General features: G+C 42.3%; 16 protein-coding genes. 8 read left to right on the top strand and 8 right to left on the bottom strand.

The genetic code is table 11. The annotated features are described in order from the left end of the window. Positions 1 to 144: 144 nt before the first annotated feature. The gene (locus tag AOG26_RS02090; RefSeq protein ID WP_054560999.1) at positions 145 to 2274 is read left to right on the top strand and encodes a winged helix-turn-helix domain-containing protein; all 2130 of its coding nucleotides are present in this window, start codon (positions 145 to 147) and stop codon (positions 2272 to 2274) included. On the opposite strand, the gene AOG26_RS02085 is transcribed toward AOG26_RS02090, so the two are convergent. Together AOG26_RS02085 and AOG26_RS02080 are read right to left on the bottom strand one after the other, a co-directional pair. After that, positions 2275 to 2604 (bottom strand): 5-carboxymethyl-2-hydroxymuconate Delta-isomerase, encoded by a 330-nt coding sequence (locus AOG26_RS02085; RefSeq protein ID WP_054560998.1) that lies wholly within the window; start codon positions 2602 to 2604, stop codon positions 2275 to 2277. Between the two features lie 10 nt (positions 2605 to 2614). Then, entirely contained in the window at positions 2615 to 3202 is a 588-nt protein-coding gene (locus AOG26_RS02080) for an outer membrane beta-barrel protein (RefSeq protein ID WP_054560997.1), read from the bottom strand. Between the two features lie 103 nt (positions 3203 to 3305). Here AOG26_RS02080 and AOG26_RS02075 point away from each other — a divergent pair, with 103 nt between their 5' ends. The 6 genes from AOG26_RS02075 to AOG26_RS02050 all read left to right on the top strand — a co-directional run bounded on the left by AOG26_RS02075 (position 3306) and on the right by AOG26_RS02050 (position 8245). After that, positions 3306 to 3776, top strand: a complete 471-nt coding sequence (locus AOG26_RS02075) for a CreA family protein (RefSeq protein ID WP_054560996.1) — start codon at positions 3306 to 3308, stop codon at positions 3774 to 3776. 3 nt (positions 3777 to 3779) lie between these two features. Further along, positions 3780 to 4562, top strand: coding sequence for a hypothetical protein (locus tag AOG26_RS02070; RefSeq protein ID WP_054560995.1), 783 nt, complete (start codon positions 3780 to 3782; stop codon positions 4560 to 4562). 6 nt (positions 4563 to 4568) lie between these two features. Continuing rightward, positions 4569 to 5189 carry a LysE family translocator gene (locus AOG26_RS02065; protein WP_054560994.1) on the top strand — a complete coding sequence of 207 codons (621 nt, stop codon included), beginning with the start codon at positions 4569 to 4571 and terminating at the stop codon, positions 5187 to 5189. 7 nt (positions 5190 to 5196) lie between these two features. Further along, the gene (locus AOG26_RS02060; RefSeq protein WP_054560993.1) at positions 5197 to 5712 is read left to right on the top strand and encodes a gamma-glutamylcyclotransferase family protein; all 516 of its coding nucleotides are present in this window, start codon (positions 5197 to 5199) and stop codon (positions 5710 to 5712) included. Continuing rightward, positions 5709 to 7256 (top strand): serine hydrolase, encoded by a 1548-nt coding sequence (locus tag AOG26_RS02055; RefSeq protein WP_054560992.1) that lies wholly within the window; start codon positions 5709 to 5711, stop codon positions 7254 to 7256. The genes AOG26_RS02060 and AOG26_RS02055 overlap by 4 nt, the downstream gene beginning before the upstream one ends. A gap of 68 nt (positions 7257 to 7324) precedes the next feature. Further along, positions 7325 to 8245 carry a histone deacetylase family protein gene (locus AOG26_RS02050; protein WP_054560991.1) on the top strand — a complete coding sequence of 307 codons (921 nt, stop codon included), beginning with the start codon at positions 7325 to 7327 and terminating at the stop codon, positions 8243 to 8245. On the opposite strand, the gene AOG26_RS02045 is transcribed toward AOG26_RS02050, so the two are convergent. Continuing rightward, complete coding sequence (locus AOG26_RS02045; RefSeq protein WP_054560990.1) at positions 8242 to 8535, bottom strand: hypothetical protein; 294 nt, start codon at positions 8533 to 8535, stop codon at positions 8242 to 8244. The genes AOG26_RS02050 and AOG26_RS02045 overlap by 4 nt on opposite strands. Positions 8536 to 8613: 78 nt before the next feature. Between AOG26_RS02045 and AOG26_RS02040 the strand changes: the two genes are divergently transcribed. Further along, entirely contained in the window at positions 8614 to 11118 is a 2505-nt protein-coding gene (locus AOG26_RS02040) for an EAL domain-containing protein (RefSeq protein ID WP_054560989.1), read from the top strand. Here AOG26_RS02040 and AOG26_RS02035 read toward each other — a convergent pair. The 5 genes from AOG26_RS02035 to purH all read right to left on the bottom strand — a co-directional run bounded on the left by AOG26_RS02035 (position 11115) and on the right by purH (position 18376). Next, a complete protein-coding gene (locus AOG26_RS02035; RefSeq protein ID WP_054560988.1) occupies positions 11115 to 11924 on the bottom strand; it encodes a DUF2797 domain-containing protein in 810 nt (269 codons plus the stop codon). The genes AOG26_RS02040 and AOG26_RS02035 overlap by 4 nt on opposite strands. A gap of 46 nt (positions 11925 to 11970) precedes the next feature. After that, complete coding sequence (locus AOG26_RS02030; protein WP_054560987.1) at positions 11971 to 14469, bottom strand: EAL domain-containing protein; 2499 nt, start codon at positions 14467 to 14469, stop codon at positions 11971 to 11973. A 94-nt stretch (positions 14470 to 14563) separates the two neighbouring features. Then, on the bottom strand, positions 14564 to 15850 hold the full coding sequence (purD, locus tag AOG26_RS02025) for a phosphoribosylamine--glycine ligase (protein WP_054560986.1): 1287 nt from the start codon (positions 15848 to 15850) through the stop codon (positions 14564 to 14566). 15 nt (positions 15851 to 15865) lie between these two features. After that, complete coding sequence (locus AOG26_RS02020) at positions 15866 to 16687, bottom strand: class I SAM-dependent methyltransferase (protein ID WP_054560985.1); 822 nt, start codon at positions 16685 to 16687, stop codon at positions 15866 to 15868. Positions 16688 to 16789: 102 nt separating this feature from the next. Then, complete coding sequence (gene purH / locus AOG26_RS02015; protein WP_054560984.1) at positions 16790 to 18376, bottom strand: bifunctional phosphoribosylaminoimidazolecarboxamide formyltransferase/IMP cyclohydrolase; 1587 nt, start codon at positions 18374 to 18376, stop codon at positions 16790 to 16792. Positions 18377 to 18546: the final 170 nt, after the last annotated feature.

The following is an 18546-nucleotide window of genomic DNA, read 5'->3' as shown; positions in this document are numbered from 1 at the left end:
TCTATTTATTTAAAATCAGTGGGTTAAGAAATATTCATTGTTAACTGTTTTGCAACGTTAAAGCTGGTGAAAGGGCTGCTTTTACGATAAATTGATAGGGCTTTATACTGCTGTACTTCTAAAATGGGGTTTTATTTAGAGTAAATGGAAACATCTAATCGCGTTTATCAGCTGGGCTCATGTATTGTTAACCCTCTCGAAAATAAACTGATCTGCAATGGCAGTGAACAGCTTTTGCAGCCTAAGTTTATTGAGTTGTTAGCTTGCTTAGTGGCGCGTTACCCCGAACCAATCACCCGTGAAGAGCTCATCAATCATGTATGGGAAGGCAATTTTTATGTCGGTGAAAAAGCCTTAACAAATGCTATTTGGCATCTACGAAAAGCATTCAAAGAACTCGATCCAGAACAAACTTACATAGAGACATTACGTAAAACGGGTTATCGCGTTTTGTTAAAGCCCGAGCCAATAGATACAGCGGATAAAGAAAACCCTGTGGGTTTTAGTATCACTACTGCGCAAACCCGCCAGCTGTTTGTGGCTTTGTGTGTCATTAGCTTGGTGGTAATGTATTGGCTGTTCTCTTCGCCTGCAAAGCAAACTAACTCAAGCTTTGTGTTGCCGCTCAATAGCATCGAAAGCGTGACGGCAAGCCCTGGTCGTGAGATTTATCCTTCAATTTCTGATGATCAGCACTATTTGGTGTATTCATGGCGACAGCTTGGTAAACCAAATAACCTATATTTACGTGATTTACATTTTCCTGAGCACCCAGCAAAGCAATTAACGGACTCACCTTTTACAGAAGGGCGCTCTGTGTTTAGCCCAGATGCAAACACATTATATTATTACCGCATGGCCTCTGATGTTTGTGAAATTGTAAAACTCTCTTTGATAAATGCCACCAGTGTCGTGCTAGGTGAGTGCAGTAATAACTATGCGCCTGATCTTGATATCAGTAGTGATGGTAAAACCTTGGCCTACATTGCTGATCATACGAGCAAGTCAGGTGACTATGTCACTCGTATCAAACTGCTCGATTTACAGGCAAAACATACAAAAGAAACAGTTATTCCTTGTAATGATGACTGCGAAACTGTGTATGAGTCAGTGTCGTTTTCGCCGGATGCACAGCGAGTTGTGGTTACGCGTACTGTTAAAAACAACCAAAAAGCGCTGTTTTTAATTGATGTTAAAACAGGGCAAAGTCAACGCTTAACTCATGATTTTGTAGATATTCATGGTGTGGATTGGCATCCATCTAAAGAACAATTGGCGTTTAGTGCAGTTGAGGGCGGCAAACGGTATGGCTACTTCTATGATATTAATAATCAAGCATTAATCAACACGCAAATTGCGGGCATGAGTTCACCTAATTACAGTAGCGATGGCAGTGTTTATTACCATCAGTGGGATTTAGATAAGGTGATCACGCGTTTGAAAATAGACGAACAAGTGGCCAACTCGCCGTTTTCTATGTTGTCGACCAATTTTAGCTCGCTATTCCCTGAATATAATCAGCAGCAAAATAAACTGCTGTATGTGTCGAATGAATCGGGCAGTTCACAGCTTTGGATTGTTAACCCCGATAGTAGCTCGCGAAAGCAGCTTACTGACTTTGCACATAACACGGGGGAAGTTCGTGATCCAACCTGGTCAGCCGATGGACGCTATATTTTGTTTTCATTGTATGACAATGGCAGTACCCGCTTATATGTTTATGATTTCAAAGTAGAGCAAAGCCAGCAAATCAAGCTGCCATTTAGTCATGCAATTAAACCCAAGTTTAGCACTGATAGCCAGCATATTTTAGTTTCTGATGGTGACTACTTATATCGTTATGACTTAACAGGTAAAAGCCTAGGTAAAGCTGTTGACGTGCCTGCACAGTATGGCGTTGAAACACAATCAGGCGATATTTTATTTACCAACTCGCGCCATGCTATTTGGATTAAACATCATGATACCGGTGTTGAAGAAATGCTGGTGAACGATGTTAAGTTGGCGCGCAGTTATGCATGGTTGCTGGTGGCAAAGAACGCGTATCATGAGGGGCGTATTTATTATTATAAAGAACGCTTAGGTGATTACCGTATTAGCTACTATGATTTAGCAAGTAAGCAGCATCATGATTTAATTGCTTTACCGGAGCGAGCTTATAGTCGCTCATCGGGCTTGACCTACATACCCAATGAGCGTTGGCTGGTTTACACCGCGTACTTATCGCCTGAGATAGAAATCAAGCGCTTACCCGCAGCCTATTTACCAAAGTAACTAACACTTACGGTAGATGTCAGCATCCATATCGTAAATATTAACGCTTAAGCTATACGAGCGGCGGCAGTATGTTCTTAAGCAACTTAGTAATTGCTCACTGAGCATTTGCTTTTGCTCTATCGTTCTGCCTGCCATGATTGATGCGCCGATGTGAATAAAGCCATCTTTGCCTTCACCTAATTCGTAATGCTGATAAGCAATTGCACGAGTCTTTATGGTCGAAAGCTCAAATAAGCCTGAGTCAAAAACGGCTTGGTGAACTTTTTCAACTAACACTTGTGGCAGAATTGGCAAGTCTTCTGAGTGTTCTATAACAATGTGCGGCATGGGGTCTTCCTTAAAAGCGGTAACTAAAACCGATGTTTGTCTGAAATTGGTTTAACACATCACCATCAAAGTGCCATAGACATTGGTCGTCTTCTGATGTTGGCAATGTGCACGATACGTTACTTGCATTATTTACAATAGTTGCCAGCCAGCGAGTTTCAACATAAACCCGTGCTTGTTCAGTAAATAAATAATCTGCGCCAGCATAAAGGCCAGAGGTAAAATATGTATCAGAGTCGGCAAAGTCAGTGCTGACGTGGTTTGCGCCAATTTGGGCACCAACAAAACCAACTATACGGTCAGCTAATGGCACTTCTACGGCACTTTGAAATAGCAGGTATTGCATCTCGACTTGCTTGTTAGTTTGGTCTTTCATATCAAGCTCGGTTGCTGAATAAAAGAACCCATAACGAGCATTATCAATGGTTCTATCTAGGCTGACAGTAAAATGGCTGTCATCCTCAAGCTCAATTTTAAGGTTTTCTTCGGTTTGCACCGAGTTAGTAAAGTTTTTGCCGAAACCAGCGCTAATAGAGTAGTCAGCTTGAGCTGTACTACTTAAGAACATTAAACACAGTAAACCAAGCGATTTTTTCATTGTTTAGGTGCTCGTTGTTGAAGATATTTTGAGATAGTATTGAAACATAGCAAGCAAATCGTTGTAAACGGACAACTATCGCTTTTTAATAAGGAACACTAGGATGAAGTTACTAAAATTAGCTGCTCTTACTGCGCCACTGATTTTGTTGAGTGGTTGCTCGGATGATGCTGCTTCGGTGAGTTTAGGATTATTTACGACCAAAGATATTAAAGTGGTATCACAACAAGACCCACTGATCAGCGGTGTTACTTGTCACATTAGCCATATTGAAGCGAACCTTGATTTTGCTGATCCATCTGATATGTCTATTGCCTGTCGTCAAACAGGCCCCATTACCGCTGACCAATTAAAACAAATTGACCGCAGTAAATCAGGCGAAGTGGTATTTAAATCATCGAAAAGTATTTTGTTTAAATCGTTAAAAGTACGTCGTATTTATGATGCGCCAACACGCACTTTATTATATTTGTCTTATTCAACGAAAGAGTCGAGCGGCAGCCATCATCATGCTTTATCAACTGTGCCTCTTTACAATACGGATGCATGGCAATGGGCACAATCACAAGAGTAATTTATGTTAGCGTTATTTAAGTCGGCCCCACTTGTTGATGAGCAAGAGCAGCAGTGGTTAATCGATACCTTTTTATGGGCTGTTGAACACTTTGATAGTGAATATTTTTTAAAACACACACAAATCATTTTACCTAACGGGCAGTTCTTTCCGGATAGGGTGTCTAGCGTCAGTGAAATGGCTGAAAAAGTATTTAGCCGAGTTGTTGATTATGCGGGGATGCAGGCGTGGCCAATTAACTTAGTTGCGCCATCTGGGCTTACACCGCAGGTGTTTCCGCATTTTGAATTTCAAGACAATTTACGCGGTAGTGAGGCGAGTTTAATTGTGCCGGCAAATCATCCGGTGAATATCTCCTTTAACCCGAACCAAATCAATCAACCGCAAGATTTAGTGGCAAGTTTTGCTGGTACCTTAGCGACCATTTTGATTCACCATGTGGGTGTCTTACCTCCCGGCGGTAAAGAGTACTTACCGCAAGCAAGCGATGCGTTGGCATGCTATTTAGGCTTTGGGGTGATGATGAGTAATACGGTGTATCAATTTAAAGGTGGCTGCGGCTGCGGTTATAACCCTTATGCCAATCGCCAAGCAGCGCTGACTGAGCCACAAACGCTATTTATGCATGCGTTGGTTACGCATTTTAAAGGGGATAATCAGTCGAAGAAGTTTTTAAAACCCCATTTACGCAGCCAATATAAAAAAGCGCAAAAGCAAATTAAAGCATTGGTAAATGACAGTGCAAATCCGTTGTTATTAGCATTAGATGAACAAGCAGTAGGGTAATATTGAGTGCAGTATTTAGATGAGTTTTTATTGATAGCCATAGCTCACTTTTTTGCGGTAGCAAGCCCAGGTCCTGACTTTGCAATTGTACTAAAGCAAAGTATTCAACAAGGTCGTAAAAATGCGCTTTGGACCAGTGCTGGGGTTGGTGCGGCTATTTTGCTGCATATTGCTTATTGTGTATTAGGTGTGGCATTAATTTTATCCCAGTCACCTAGCTTATTCATGGCTTTAAAATACCTTGCAGGGGCTTATTTGGCATACTTGGGTGTGCAAGCTTTACGAAGCGCAAAACCTAGCGATAGTAAACAGCAAACCCTTGCCCCTGCCGAGCCTGAATCGGTGTATAAAGCATTTCGACGCGGTTTTTTTACCAATGCCCTTAATCCCAAAGCAACACTGTTTTTTATGTCGTTATTTACTCTTGTAATAAGCCCTGAAACACCTGTTGTAGTGCAGGCTGGTTATGGTGTGTATATGGCAATGGCGACTTGGCTGTGGTTTTCATTTTTATCATTGGTGTTATCAAAAGCATCAGTGCGAGCATTTTTCTTAAAAAGCGGATACTGGTTTGATAGAGGCATTGGCGTGATCTTAATTGCCTTAGCTATTCGCGTTGTTGTGTGAGGTAAGTATGACGCTATATAACTTTTCATTTGGTTCAAATATGTCATCGAGCAGATTGCTGGCAAGGCTGCCTGAAGCAAAGCGGGTAGGCACAGCTATTTTAAAGGGCTATGAGCTGACGTTTGATATGGTAAGTACCGACGGCTCTGCAAAGTGCAGCGTGCGCAAAACAGATCAGGCAGATGCCTTGGTATATGGTGTTGTGTATCAGTTAAACGAAGCTGAAAAGTCGATTCTTGATGATATCGAAGGGCCGCGTTATGACTGTGTAGATATCACCGTTGAACTCATTGATGGCGAGCAACTTGCTGCCCATTGTTATATTGCTAATACCTTAGATGAGTCTTTACTGCCATTCGACTGGTATCTTCAGCATGTTCATCGCGGAGCGCTTGAAGCAGGTGTACCAAATCATTACAGTGAAGCAATACTCGCAAGACCAAGTTGCGATGATCCAGATAAAACCCGAGCAGCGAAAGAGTTCGCTATTCACAACAATAAAAATCACCAAGGGATATTATGATATTTCGTAAATTAGCCGTTGCAGCGGCGCTGTTATCGAGCTGTTCGTTTTACAGTTATGCCGATATTGATACTAAAAAAATTGAAAAAGTAATCGAAACGTCAATGGCACGTTTTGACGTACCGGGTATGGCTGTAGCGATTGTTGAAAATGATCAGGTCGTGTTAGCAAAAGGTTTTGGTGTATCTCACCTTGATACCGGTAAAAAAGTAAATAAAGACACCTTATTCGGTATCGCGTCAAACACCAAAGCATTTACCGCAGCAGCGTTAGCTAAATTAATTGATGAAGGTAAGCTTAGCTGGGATGACAAAGTAATTGATCATCTTCCTGAGTTTCGTCTGTATGACCCTTATGTAACACGTGAAATGACCATTCGCGATTTATTAAGCCACCGTAGCGGTTTGGGTTTAGGGCAAGGCGATTTAATGATTTGGCCAGATACTGACAAATCGATTGATGAAATTATCGCAGGGCTAAAATACTTAAAACCGGCGAGTAGCTTTCGCAGTAAATACGCCTATAACAACTTAATGTTTGTGACAGCAGGTGAGGTGGTAGCCCGTGTGTCTGGCATGAGCTGGAATGATTACATCGAGAAAAATATTCTTCAGCCACTTGATATGAAAAACTCACGCGCAGGTTTTTCACGTATCCCTAGTAGCAATAAAAACTGGGCGACGGGTCATATTCCAATGGATGGCCAACTACACCCATTTTTTGTGAACTACCTTGAAGATTTCCGTGGCGCTGGTGCGATTGCATCAAGCGTAAGCGACATGAGCCAATGGCTTCGCACGCAGCTTGCTCATGGCAAAATGCCAAATGGCCAGCAGTTATTCACTGAAAAACAGCAGCAACAAATGTGGCATCCACACATTACGTCAATGGCATCAAAAAGTGCTTATGAAGCTTACCACCAACAATTTAGAGGTTATGGTTTAGGCTGGAGCATTGAAGATTTCCACGGCATTAAAAAGCTAGGCCATGGTGGTGGTATCTTAGGCATGGTGTCTCAAGTGACATTATTACCTGAGAAAAACCTCGGTATTGTTATTCTGAGTAACCAGCAAGCATTCAGCGCGCTCTCTGCGGTGACTTACGAAGTATTAGAAGATGCATTAGATCTTGAAGACAAAGACTGGGTTGAAGATCTTGCTAAAAAGCACTTTGAAGGTAAAAAAGAAGCTTACGCAAACGCAAAACCAGAAACACCTGCAGATTATCAAGCGAAACTACCAAACATCAACTACACAGGCACACTGCACGATAACTGGTATGGTGATGTGGTAATCGAGGAGTTAAATGGTCAGCTACGTATTGATTTTACTCATACAAAGCGTTTGAAAGGTCAGCTTGAGCATTACACCGGCAATACATTTATTGTTAAGTGGGATGAAAAGTTACTTGAGGCAGATGCTTACATTGAGTTTCAAATGAGCCCTGATAACCGAGTGAGTAGTGCAAAAATGCGCGCTGTCTCAACGGCGGTCACAGACTTTAGTTTTGACTTTAGGAATTTAGATTTACGCGCTAAAAAGTAAACCAAAGTCGCAAAGCCACCATTAGGTGGCTTTGTTATACTGGGGGAAAATAATTCAAGGAGCGTATTATGAGAACGGCAGTTATCTCACATCCATTTTGTCGTAAACATAAAATGATTGAGGATCACCCCGAATGCCCTGCGCGTTTAGATGTGATCACCGACCGCTTGCTAGCAAGTGGTGTTGATATAGCAATTACTCACTTACAAGCTCCTAAAGCCAGCCGCGACGACTTTTTACGTGCTCATGATGAACCTTTGGTAAGCCATGTAGAGCAAACAATTCCCGATGAAGGACTTGCTGAATTAGACGGCGATACATGGCTGTGCCCAGATTCAATGAAAGCAATTGAACGAGCCGTTGGTGCTGGATTACTCGCCGTTGATGAAATCCTTGCTGATAAACTGGATGCCGCATTTTGCTCGGTTAGACCGCCAGGGCATCATGCAAACCGTAGCACTTCTGCAGGTTTTTGCGTTTTTAATAACCTAGCCATTGCCGTGAAATACGCGCAAAGCAAAGGTGTTAAACGTATCGCTATTTTGGACTTTGATGTACACCACGGTAATGGCACGCAAGATATCTTTTTAGATGATGACAATGTGTTGTTTTGCTCTTTGTTTCAACACCCTTTTTACCCAAATACTGCGGTTGAAAATAACGCGACTTTAGTTAACTCACCGCTGCCAATTGCCAGTGATGGTAATGACTTAAAAGCTGTTTACCTTGAGCAGTGGCTGCCAAAACTCAATGAATTTAAACCTGAACTGTTGTTTATTAGTGCTGGCTTTGATGCTCACCTTGAAGATGACATGGCAAGCCTGAAATTTGTTGAAGACGATTACGCATGGCTAACCACGCAATTAGCTGAGTTTTGTCAGCAGCAAGATTGCAAAGGGATTATCTCTTATCTTGAAGGGGGCTATGCTTTATCAGCTCTAGGTCGTAGTGCCGTTGCGCACATTAAAGCGCTGGTGGATGCGCCTTAATCTGCCAGCATCGCAAAGGCTTGCGTTGGTGTAAGCCGAGTAACCTTACTTAAACAGCATACTCCCTCTTGTGCTAGGTGCTCAGTCACTCTATTAGCAAGCTCTATATCAGTTAATGCTTTCACGCTTTCTCCCTGCAAGTTGACATACTGCCCTGTTGCCAAAAGTAGCATCGCTTCATGTTGCTGCTCTTCACTTAAGCCATATAAAAAGCTTTCTATATCGGCTTCGTCTTCAACTAATGCTATTTCATGGTCTGAAAAAATAATCTTAGGAAATGATGAGTGCATTTATTGTCCTGTGTCAAAGTTGCATAGGTTGAAATGATTATAATTGCCAATTCATGTAAGAACTAGGAAAGTCGACTTATGAATCAACCAAGACGACATCAAAAGGTGAGTGATGTCTTTTCGCAAAAGTTGGTATCGTGTCCTGCGCATACGCCTTTGGTCGATGCGGTGAGGTTGATGCATGTTCACAATGTGACGGCGATTTTTATCAAGCATGAGCAGTCTGTTGTTGGGATTTGGACTGAGGCTGATTGTTTGAAAATTGACATCAGCAGCCCGCTCTATAAGAACCTTGCCATTCACGAGGTCATGTCGGCGCCTGTTATTACAGTACCAAATCAATGCTCTGTCAGTGATGCAACCCTACGTTTTCAACAGCATGGCATTCGTCATTTATTGGTGATGGATAGTGAGAATCAGCCTGCAGGTATGTTAAACCTTTCGGATATTGTGCATAACCAAGGTTTGGACCACTACCTACAATTTCGACCTATTCATGAGCAGTATCGCACTGACCTAGAGATAGTTGATGCGCAAACACCGATAGAAGAGGTTGTGCAACTGATGCGCGCAGGCCGCCTTGATAGTGTACTGGTTTATAACCGAGAGCTTGAACTGCACGGTATTATTACTCAGCGTGATATTGTTGAGCTGATCATTCAAACCGAGTGGCTAAATCCTTGTTGGCAATATGCTAGCTACCCGTTAATTGAAATTGATTGTGAAAGCAGTTTATTTGATGCGTATCGCACTATGACAGAGCGTAATGTGCGTCATTTGGTGGTCAGAGATGATGAAATTTGCGGGGTGATTTCATTTGCTGATTTGATCACAGAGATTGAGTCAGCTTATTGCTGCGAGCTTGAACGGGCCATAGAGCAGCGTGATATTGCTTTGCAAAAGTCACAACGTAACCTATTTTTAGCAAATAAAATTATTGATGCCTCACTCGATGGCATTATGTTAACCCGTAAAGACGGCACTATTATTCAAGTTAACCCTGCTTTTACTAAACTGACCGGCTTTGCTGAGCATGAAGTAATCGGTAAGCGTCCCAATATTTTAAGCTCTACAAAACATAGCCGTTCGTTTTATCAAAAAATGTGGCATGCCATTGAATACGAAGGGGTCTGGCAAGGGGAGATCTGTAATTGCAAAAAAGATGGTGAAGAGTTTGTAGAGTGGCTCACCATTATCCAGATTAAAGACCCTAACTTTGATGAAGTGCTTTATGCGGCAATTTTTAGCGACATTACAGAGCGCAAACGTGCAGAAGAAAAAATTGCCCAGCTCGCCTATTACGATGAGCTGACAGGCCTGCCTAATCGGCGCTTATTTCATGACAGACTCTCAATAGCTCTTAGCAGCGCCAAACGAAACCACGATCTATTAGCGGTGATGTTTATCGACTTAGACCGCTTCAAAGAGGTTAACGACAGCTTAGGGCATGACGCTGGTGATAACTTATTGCAGCAAGTGGCAGAGCGTATTTTATCAATTCTACCTGAAGGGGATACTCTTGCGCGCTTAGGTGGCGATGAGTTTGTTTTATTATGCGAAGTAAATCGGGTTGAAACACTGCTCAACTTTGCCGAACAAGTCTTGCAGCAGGTGAGTATGCCGCTTGCTATTAACGAGCATGTGGTTGCGATTACAGCCTCAATTGGCGCTGCGGTTTACCCTGATGATGGCGTAGATAGCGCTACACTGCTTAAGCATGCAGATATTGCTATGTACCGTGCTAAAGAAGTGGGGCGTAATTCATTTCAATTATTCAAACCTGCGATGAATGCACGTTCTTTAGAGCGATTGGCAATGATGAGCCGATTACAAAACGCCATAGAAAGCGATGAGTTTGAGCTTTATTTCCAACCTAAGCAGGAGTTAAATTCAGGCAAAATTTTAGGGGTAGAGGCTCTCTTACGTTGGCATGAGCCAAACCTTGGGGTGATATCACCCGCTAAATTTATTCCCCTTGCTGAAGAACTAGGCCTAATTGTGAAACTTGATTTATGGGTCATCGAGCAAGCTTGTAAAGAGTTAGAAAAATGGCAGCAACAAGGTATTGAGGCAGGGCGCTTAGCAATTAATATTTCGGCAAATCACTTACGTCAGGGGCAATTAGCGTCGAATGTTGAGCGCTTACTTGAGCGTTACGATGTAGACCCACACAAGCTTGAAGTAGAGCTCACTGAAAGCTGTTTTATCAGCCACTTTAGTGAGGCTAAGCAAGAGTTACTCGCGCTTAAAAAGCTAGGTGTGCATATTACGTTAGATGACTTTGGAACGGGCTATTCGGCTTTAAGCTACTTAACCAAACTGCCAATTGATACATTAAAAATAGATGCCAGCTTTATCGCAAAAGTGCCAGATGAATACGGTAATAGTGAAATTGTTACGGCGATTATTAGCCTTGCGAAAAGCTTGAGTATTCATGTTGTCGCGGAAGGGGTTGAGAAGGTAGAGCAGTTAAATTACTTACGTTCACTTAACTGCGATACCATTCAAGGCTATTACTTTTGCCGCCCAATAACGAAGCAGCAATGGTATGATTTTTATCTCAATAGTGAAAAAAGTGCCTAAGCTAGGCTAATTTCGTAAGAAGTGAACTTACGAATATTAATGACGCCAGTATCAAAAATTAAGTACTGGCCTTTAATGCCTTTTAAAATACCTGATACTTCTGGTGCTTTATCAAAATTGAAAGAGCTGATTTTGCTTGGGTATTCACTTACTGGGTAGTCTAGCTCAACTACATCTTCATCGAGCTTTTCAATGGCTGTTGCGCCAAATAGCTCTGCAAGTTCACTTAACTTAGCATCAATTTGTGGGATCAACTCTGCAGCAGCAGCTTTTAAATCAATCGCTTCAGATTGACCTTTTAGCATGTTTCGCCAATTGGTTTTATCAGCAATAAATTCGGCTAAGGCAACCTCAACTAAACCCGATTGAAGACGGGTTTGTACTTTGAAGATAGGTAAAGCTTGCGTCGCACCTTGGTCAATCCAGCGTGTAGGAATTTGAGTATGGCGGGTAATACCTACTTTTAGGCCTGAAGTGTTGGCTAAATATACGTAGTGCGGGATCATGCAGTTTTCTTCACCCCACTGTGGCTCACGACAGGTGCCTTTATCAAAGTGGCACGTTTCAGGTTTCATGATACACATGTCACAGCTAGCCAGTTTGCGCATACAGACAAAACAGTGGCCTTGAGAGTAGCTTTTCTTGGTTTTCTTACCACAGTTACAGCAAAAAATATTACCGGTGAATGTCAGCGTGAGCGGCTTACCAATATAGTCATTTAATGAAACTAGCTCATCACCGATAGGTAATTGATATTCGACAGGAGAGGTCAGTGTCGACTTTAATTTTCTGATCGTACCTTGCATCTTTACATGGCCCCTAAAGATGTTAAAAAGGGCAGTGTAACACGGCCTATTTAAATTGTGAGGCAATAAAGCTTAGATACTCATTAATCGGCACCGCTTTGCTGTAATAATAGCCTTGCCCTTGATCTGCGCCCATCTTGATCAGCATTTTTTCTGTTTCTTGGTCTTCAATGCCTTCGATGGTGATATTCATATCAAGGTTATGAGCCATATCAATAGCCGTTTTTACCACTACTTGGTTGGTGGTGTTATTCACTAAATCCAGAATAAAGCTCTTATCGACTTTAATCGTGCTAAATGAATAATTTACTAAGTAGTTCAACGACGAGTAACCAGTACCAAAATCATCGAGTACCACCTTGCTACCGAGTTTATTAAGTTCGCTGATAAAGCTGACCATTTCATCATGGTTTTTGATAAGCGCAAATTCAGTCAATTCAAATTTTAACTGATCCGCAGTAATGCCATGCTTTAAAATGGTGTTTTCGACTTTTTCGACAAGCTTTGGGATCGCTAGATTCTTGGCACTTAAATTAACGCTAATGGTATGCTCGCGATAGCCTTGTCGATTAAGCTGGGCAGCAGCTAGGCAAGCCTGATCAATCACCCATAAGCTCAACTCGTTAATTAAACCAGTACGTTCAGCCAATAAAATGAGTTGCTCAATGTCCAGGTATTTACCCGCTGTAGGCCAGCGTAACAATGCCTCTGCGCCACAGATAGCACCATTGCGTAAATTAATAATGGGCTGTAAGTAAATGGCTAAGGTATTGCTTCGCATTGCTTGTTGTAACTCAGCGGCAAGGCTTACATCCATATCGATATGCGGTGTATTAAAGTCGATGTTCTGTTGTTTTTGTGACAGACCTAAGTAGCCACGTTGTAGCCATATATCAAAGCCATCATCACTCACCGGTTCGGTAATGCTATAACGGTAGTAAAGCTGCAGGTCTAAGCCTGCCACTTTATACTGCTTAGGCAGCTGTTTGCATAAGTTGCTCAGTTCTTGGTGCAGCTCTGCTTGAGATTGAATTTTGGTAGAAATAAAAGCCAGTACACCATTGCCTAAGTCAGCCACTTTTGGACTGTTATCTAGCGCTGACTCTAAATTAATAAATTGCCTATTTTTATTTATTTGATGCTCTAGCGATTGGGCAACAGTAATAATTATTTGGCTGCTTTGGCTTGGCTTTAGAATGCTCATTAGGGCATTAAATTGCTCTATTTTCACTAAACAAAGATTAGCGAGTCTTTGCTCCGAGGTAATCGCCATATAGGCTTGTTTGAGCATTGCTTGGTTGAGTAGCTCAGTTTGTTGGGTATGGGTTGCATGATAAAGCGCTTTTTCACGTTGATAACGAACGCGATCTGCCAACGCCATTGCCATGAGCACAATCTCACAGAGAATGGCGACTAAAAATATGTGCCTAACTGCAAAGCTATAAGGAATAAAGCCCGTTAGTTCTAAAGGCTGAATGGCAGCGCCTACAATCAGTGGCACCCACGACATGACATAAAATTTTGCCCACCGAAAACCGCTCACCAACTTTTTGTAAATCATGCAAATACATAGAATGTATAACGGCACCATGATGGCAAAAAAGATTTTTGAAGAATGGTATTCCAGCATAAAAAAGCTGATAAGACTGAGGCTAAACAGCAAGGCTAAAAAGCTGATACTGAGTTTGTATAAGCGGCAATTGTCTTTGTGGTAGCGTAAGAACATGGTGCAAAACGCGACAGTGAAAAATGCAATCGCGTAGTTACTGAAGACCACTTGCTCATTAAAAAAGATTTGCCACGATAACGGCCATAAGTAAAAACCAAAGCCGAGCACTGAGCCCATAAGTAGCAGTGCTGAGATGATGTAGCCTATATAAATAAGGTAGACGCGGTCACGGATCCCTAAAAATAATACCAAGTTATACAAGGCTGCCATGATCAGTACACCAATGAAGATCCCCCAAATTCCTGATTGCGAACGTAGTAGATCTTGAAACTCTTTTTCACCATAAATATTGATAGGCGTTTTGCTAATCCCAACCGTATCAATTTTTATAACGAGTGATGTTTGCTCATAGCCCTGCATGGTGAGCATGCTGTGCGGTGTACTGTACTGAAACAAACTGAGGCCTGATACTTTATCACCCAATTCGGTTGTATCTATAAGCTGCCCCTTATCATCAACATGATAAACGCTAAGATAATCAACCATAGGGTTGTCAAAGTGAATCGCCAGCTCCACAGGCTTTGCTTGACGGTTTTCTAAATCAAGCTTTAACCAATAATCTTGCGCCGCTAAATCCCACTCTACATCTTTAAAAGGGCGCTGTTTAAGTTTGTCTGGTTCAGCTAAAAACTGCTCGAGAGTCAGCGCTTTACTACTATCTATTCGATAAGCTGTATTACTGTAGATGGGGGCTGTTTTATCTATAGTGTAGCGGGTAGGGCTGGCTAAATGTGCAGCTAGGGTAGCAATGATAAAAAACAAAATTGTCAGAATAAGAAATGAAACAAAGTTATATTTCAGTGCTTTATTATTCAAAATTAGTTCTTTATCTAGGCAAATGTTCTTAACAGTGTAGCATTAAAAAAGCGCAGATAAACTGCGCTTTTTTCAGAATTAGACTGGTTTGACCTTAATTCTGTTCGCGAGCAATTGCACGGTAAGCGATATCAGTACGATATTCCATGCCTTCCCAGCTGATTTGTTCAACCAGTTTATAAGCACGTTGTTGCGCTTCGGTTACTGTGTTGCCAAGTGCTGTAGCACAAAGTACACGACCGCCAGCTGTTACTACGTTGTCGCTGTCTTGCTTAGTCCCTGCGTGGAATACTTTCTCACCTTCAGGGTAAGTAACTTGCAAGCCGCTGATTACATCACCTTTCGGGTAGCTATCTGGGTAGCCTTTTGCTGCTAATACAACACCGACTGCTGCACGCGGGTCGAACTCGATTGCTGTTTTATCTAGTTCTTCACGGTTAGCCGCTTCGATAAGCTCAACAAGGTCAGACTTAAGACGAAGCATCATAGGTTGTGTTTCAGGGTCGCCAAAACGACAGTTGTATTCGATTACTTTTGGCGTACCATCAGCGGTGATCATTAAACCTGCGTATAAGAAACCAGTGTATGGGTGGCCTTCTTTTGCCATACCTTCAACCGTTGGGTTGATCACTTCGTTCATAATGCGTTGGTGAATTTCATCAGTCACCACTGGAGCCGGTGAGTATGCACCCATGCCGCCAGTGTTCGGACCTTGGTCACCGTTGTAAGCGCGTTTGTGATCTTGGCTAGTTGCGAATGGCAGTACGTTTTTGCCATCAACCATCACGATGAAAGAGGCTTCTTCGCCTTCTAAGAACTCTTCGATAACTACACGGCTACCCGCTTCACCAAAGCTGTTGCCTGCAAGCATATCGCGGATAGCTTCTTCAGCTTCAAGCTCAGTCATTGCAACGATAACGCCTTTACCTGCTGCTAAGCCATCAGCTTTAATAACAATAGGCGCACCTTTTTCTTTTAGGTAAGCAAGTGCAGGATCGATTTGTTCAAACGTTTGGTAGTCAGCAGTTGGAATGTCGTGACGTGCTAAGAAGTCTTTAGTGAATGACTTAGAGCCTTCTAGCTGTGCAGCACCTGCTGTTGGGCCGAAGATAGCTAAACCGTTTTCACGGAATGTATCAACGACACCTAAAACAAGCGGTACTTCTGGACCAACAATAGTTAACTCAACGTTGTTTTCTTTAGCAAAAGTAACTAAACCTGCTAGGTCTTCAACGTTGATAGCTACGTTTTCAAGTTTTGGCTCTAGTGCAGTACCTGCGTTACCAGGAGCAACGAAAACGGTGTTTACTTTAGTATTTTGTGCAGCCTTAAACGCAAGAGCGTGTTCGCGGCCGCCACTGCCGATGACAAGTACATTCATGGCGTATAATCCTATTTATAGCGGTTTTTTAAACTTCAGCGTCATACGATCACTCTCACCAATCGCTTTATATTTAGCAGCATCTTTTTCGTCAAGTGCTAAACGTGGTGGTAGTGTCCACACCCCTTTAGGGTGATCCGCTGTATCAAGAGGGTTTGCATTAATGTCACTGCTTGCCACTAGTTCAAAGCCAGCTTGCTTTGCAATTTCAATTACATAGCTTTGCTTCATATAACCTGATGATTTCTGATCTTCGTCGCTGCGCGCTTCAGGTAGGCGGTGTTCAACCACACCTAAAGTGCCGCCTGGTTTAAGTGCTTTATAAAATGCTTTAAACGCACTTAACGCGCCTTCTTTATCTTTACCCATGTACCAGTTGTGTACATTTCTAAATGTTAAGACAAGATCTGCGCTACCCGCTGGTGCAATATCAAGATGTGTTATTGGCGCAAATTCAGTTAGTTTAACTTCACTGAAGCGTGCGTCATCGCTCATCTTTTTCTTAAAACCAGCTAATGAACGTTGGTAATAACCCACGTCAGAATCAGCAGGGAAATGTGCCGCGTAGTAAACACCATGGCCTTTTACAGCTGGCGCAAGAATTTCGCTATACCAGCCACCGCCCGGTGCAATTTCAACAACTGTCATGTTTGGCTTAAAGCCAAAGAACTCAAGTGTCTCAACTGGATGGCGATATTTATCACGTGCGCTATTTTTAGCATCACGTTCGCTTGATTGCACAGCTTGTGTAAGCGCTGATTCATGAGAATGGCTTAAAGCCTGTGCTGATGTCAGTGCAAGGCTGGCAACAAGTAACGATTTTACGGCAAATTTCATCATCTGTTCCTTCATTATATGGGTAATTATTATTATTAATCAGAATACGTGAATTTGTGGCAAACAAAAAGGGTTAAGCTATGTGCTTAACCCTTTATGTGATTAGTGGCGGAAATGGCGCATACCTGTAAATACCATTGCCATACCAGCTTCGTCAGCTGCAGCGATAACTTCTTCATCGCGCATTGAACCACCTGGTTGAATAACAGCGGTGATGCCAGCCTCTGCTGCTGCATCAATACCGTCACGGAATGGGAAGAATGCATCCGATGCCATAACTGAACCTTTTACTTCAAGGTTTTCATCAGCGGCTTTGATACCAGCAATTTTCGCTGAATAAACACGGCTCATTTGACCTGCGCCTACACCGATAGTCATACCGTCACGTGCGTAAACGATTGCGTTAGACTTAACGAATTTAGCTACTTTCCAGCAGAATAATAAATCTTTTAATTCTTGCTCAGTTGGTTGACGCTTAGATACAACTTTAAGGTCGCCTTGCGTTACCATGCCTAGGTCGCGGTCTTGAACTAGAATACCGCCATTAACACGCTTGATGTCGTGACCTGTTGCATTACCAGACCATTCACCACATTCTAATAAACGTACGTTTTGCTTAGCAGATACGATTTGGGCTGCAGCTTCAGATACTTTAGGTGCAATGATAACTTCAACGAATTGACGAGCAACAATAGCTTCAGCTGTGTCTGCATCAAGTTCTTTATTGAATGCGATGATGCCACCAAATGCTGATGTAGGGTCAGTTTTGAATGCGCGATCATAAGCTTCAAGAATGTTGTCACCAATTGACACACCACAAGGGTTCGCATGTTTTACGATAACACACGCTGGTACGTCGAATTCTTTTACACACTCTAATGCTGCGTCAGTGTCAGCAATGTTGTTGTAAGAAAGTGCTTTACCTTGCAGTTGAACTGCAGTCGCAACAGATGCTTCAGTTAGGTCGTTTTCAACATAAAAAGCAGCGTCTTGGTGTGAGTTCTCACCGTAGCGCATATCTTGCTTTTTAGTGAACTGCATGTTGATAGTACGTGGGAATTTAGTCTCTTCAGCAGCTTCCTCTGTGTAGTCAGGAACCATTTTTCCGAAGTAGTTTGCAATCATGCCATCGTACTGAGCTGTGTGCTCGTAAGCAGCAATAGCTAGATCAAAACGTGTTTTATACGTTGTTGAACCGTTGTTGCTTTGCATTTCGCTGATTACGCGGTCGTAATCTTTTGCATTAACTACGATAGTTACGTCTTTATGGTTTTTCGCCGCAGCGCGAACCATAGTTGGACCACCGATATCAATGTTTTCAATCGCATCTTCTAGGCTGCAGTCTTCTTTCGCAACAGTGTTTGCGAAGGGGTATAAGTTAACTACAACGATATCGATAGCAGAGATGTTGTGATCCTCCATTACGTCTTCATCTTGACCGCGACGCGCTAAGATGCCGCCGTGAATTTTTGGATGAAGTGTTTTTACGCGACCATCCATGATCTCAGGGTGACCAGTATGGTCAGATACTTCAGTGACTTTGATGCCGTTATCAGCAAGTAATTTGCAAGTACCGCCAGTTGATAAAATATCCACGCCTTGTGCTTCAAGAGCGCGAGCAAATTCAACGATACCGGTTTTATCTGACACACTTAATAGTGCGCGACGAATTGGACGATGTGTATCCATTGTAGTTTTGATTACCTCAATGTTTGAGCTAGCTTAGAAAGGCGGTATTTTAACTGAATCTGCTTTAAAAAACGACGTTTAAAGCGTGAGGATTTTGCATAGTTTTTAACAGCTATAAAAAAAGCACCCTAAGGTGCTTTTTATTAAAAACTTTTATATCAGTTGTATTG

It is taken from the genome of Pseudoalteromonas sp. UCD-33C (genome assembly GCF_001306895.1).
Taxonomy (GTDB): Bacteria; Pseudomonadota; Gammaproteobacteria; order Enterobacterales; family Alteromonadaceae; genus Pseudoalteromonas.
This window is presented reverse-complemented; position numbering and strand designations above follow the sequence as displayed.

Coding starts and splice junctions, on each gene's coding strand:
- AOG26_RS02040 (WP_054560989.1), top strand. CDS start 8,614: ATGAATCAACCAAGACGACATCAAAAGGTGAGTGATGTCTTTTCGCAA.
- AOG26_RS02055 (WP_054560992.1), top strand. CDS start 5,709: ATGATATTTCGTAAATTAGCCGTTGCAGCGGCGCTGTTATCGAGCTGT.
- AOG26_RS02020 (WP_054560985.1), bottom strand. CDS start 16,687: ATGAAATTTGCCGTAAAATCGTTACTTGTTGCCAGCCTTGCACTGACA.
- AOG26_RS02080 (WP_054560997.1), bottom strand. CDS start 3,202: ATGAAAAAATCGCTTGGTTTACTGTGTTTAATGTTCTTAAGTAGTACA.
- AOG26_RS02075 (WP_054560996.1), top strand. CDS start 3,306: ATGAAGTTACTAAAATTAGCTGCTCTTACTGCGCCACTGATTTTGTTG.
- AOG26_RS02070 (WP_054560995.1), top strand. CDS start 3,780: ATGTTAGCGTTATTTAAGTCGGCCCCACTTGTTGATGAGCAAGAGCAG.
- AOG26_RS02050 (WP_054560991.1), top strand. CDS start 7,325: ATGAGAACGGCAGTTATCTCACATCCATTTTGTCGTAAACATAAAATG.
- AOG26_RS02035 (WP_054560988.1), bottom strand. CDS start 11,924: ATGCAAGGTACGATCAGAAAATTAAAGTCGACACTGACCTCTCCTGTC.
- AOG26_RS02090 (WP_054560999.1), top strand. CDS start 145: ATGGAAACATCTAATCGCGTTTATCAGCTGGGCTCATGTATTGTTAAC.
- AOG26_RS02045 (WP_054560990.1), bottom strand. CDS start 8,535: ATGCACTCATCATTTCCTAAGATTATTTTTTCAGACCATGAAATAGCA.
- AOG26_RS02085 (WP_054560998.1), bottom strand. CDS start 2,604: ATGCCGCACATTGTTATAGAACACTCAGAAGACTTGCCAATTCTGCCA.
- purH (WP_054560984.1), bottom strand. CDS start 18,376: ATGGATACACATCGTCCAATTCGTCGCGCACTATTAAGTGTGTCAGAT.
- AOG26_RS02060 (WP_054560993.1), top strand. CDS start 5,197: ATGACGCTATATAACTTTTCATTTGGTTCAAATATGTCATCGAGCAGA.
- purD (WP_054560986.1), bottom strand. CDS start 15,850: ATGAATGTACTTGTCATCGGCAGTGGCGGCCGCGAACACGCTCTTGCG.